At 57.3% G+C, this 1,549-nt stretch carries 3 protein-coding genes; 2 read left to right on the top strand and 1 reads right to left on the bottom strand.

Annotated features, from left to right (window positions below):
* Positions 1 to 598: 598 nt before the first annotated feature.
* Positions 599 to 823, bottom strand: a complete 225-nt coding sequence (locus ACFFNX_RS49630) for a Rop family plasmid primer RNA-binding protein (RefSeq protein ID WP_042042542.1) — start codon at positions 821 to 823, stop codon at positions 599 to 601.
* 16 nt (positions 824 to 839) lie between these two features.
* Here ACFFNX_RS49630 and ACFFNX_RS49625 point away from each other — a divergent pair, with 16 nt between their 5' ends.
* Together ACFFNX_RS49625 and ACFFNX_RS49620 are read left to right on the top strand one after the other, a co-directional pair.
* Positions 840 to 1,178 (top strand): MobC family plasmid mobilization relaxosome protein, encoded by a 339-nt coding sequence (locus ACFFNX_RS49625; protein ID WP_446678572.1) that lies wholly within the window; start codon positions 840 to 842, stop codon positions 1,176 to 1,178.
* Positions 1,168 to 1,549 (top strand): relaxase/mobilization nuclease domain-containing protein (locus ACFFNX_RS49620; RefSeq protein WP_155951589.1); only part of this gene is annotated, 382 nt, incomplete at its 3' end. The genes ACFFNX_RS49625 and ACFFNX_RS49620, both read left to right, overlap by 11 nt.

The raw sequence follows: 1,549 nt of genomic DNA, 5'->3' as shown, positions 1-1,549 counted from the left end.
ACGCTTCCCGAAGGGAGAAAGGCGGACAGGTATCCGGTAAGCGGCAGGGTCGGAACAGGAGAGCGCACGAGGGAGCCACCAGGGGGAAACGCCTGGTATCTTTATAGTCCTGTCGGGTTTCGCCACCTCTGACTTGAGCGTCGATTTTGTGATGCTCGTCAGGGGGGCGGAGCCTATGGAAAAACGCCAGCGGCGCAGCCTTTCGTTGCCCTTTGCCTTTTTGCTCACATGTTCTTTCCGGCCTTATCCCCTGATTCTGTGGATAACCGTATTACCGCCTTTGAGTGAGCTGATACCGCTCGCCGCAGCCGAACGACCGAGCGTAGCGAGTCAGTGAGCGAGGAAGCGGAAGAGCGTCGGTATCTGCATGTTCTCCTTACGCATCTGTGCGGCATTTCACACCGCATATGGTGCACTTTTCATACAATCCGCACTGATGCTGCATGGCTAAGCCAGTATACACTCCGCTATCGCTACGTGACTGGGTCATGGCTGCGCCCCGACACCCGCTAAAACCCCCTGACGCGCTCTGACGGGCTTGTCTGCTCCCGGCATCCTCTCACAGGCAAGCTGTGAGAGTCTCCGGGAGCTGTATGTGTCAGAGGTTTTCACCGTCATTCCCGAAGCGTGCGAGGCAGCTGCGGTAAAGCTCGTCGGCGTGGTCGTGAAGCGATTCACAGATATCTGCCTGCTCATCTGCGTCCAGTTCGTTGAGCTTCTCCAGCAGCGTTAATGTCTGGCTTCTGATAAAGCGGGCCATGTTAAGGGCGGTTTTTTCCTGTTTAGTCACTGATGCCTCCGTGTAAGGGGGATTACTGTTCATGGGGGTAATGATACCGATGAAACGCGAGAGGATGCTCACGATACGGGTTACTGATGATGAACATGCACGGTTACTGGAACGCTGTGAGGGTAAACAGCTGGCGGTATGGATGCGGCGGGTCTGCCTGGGTGAGCCGGTTGCCCGTTCCGGGAAACTGCCGACACTGGCACCGCCGTTACTGCGTCAGCTGGCCGCTATCGGAAATAATCTGAATCAGACAGCCCGTAAGGTGAACAGCGGGCTGTGGTCTTCCGGTGACCGGGTTCAGGTGGTGGCCGCACTGATGGCCATCGGGGATGAGCTGCGCCGGCTGCGTCTGGCCGTCAGGGAACAGGGGACGCGGGATGATAGTTAAGTTTCATGCCCGGGGAAAAGGCGGTGGCAGTGGTCCGGTTGATTACCTGCTGGGAAGGGAGCGTAACCGGGAAGGGGCAACGGTGCTTCAGGGTAATCCGGAAGAAGTCCGGGAACTCATCGATGCCACACCATTTGCGAAGAAATACACGTCAGGTGTTCTGTCGTTCGCGGAGAAGGAGCTGCCGCCGGGAGGGCGTGAAAAAGTGATGGCGAGCTTTGAGCGTGTACTGATGCCCGGTCTCGAAAAGAATCAGTACAGCATCCTGTGGGTGGAGCACCAGGACAAGGGACGGCTTGAGCTGAACTTTGTCATTCCGAACATGGAGTTACAGACCGGAAAACGCCTCCAGCCGTACTACGACCGGGCAG

The organism is Actinoallomurus acaciae (assembly GCF_042429965.1).
Lineage (GTDB): Bacteria > Actinomycetota > Actinomycetes > Streptosporangiales > Streptosporangiaceae > Actinoallomurus > Actinoallomurus acaciae.
This window is presented reverse-complemented; position numbering and strand designations above follow the sequence as displayed.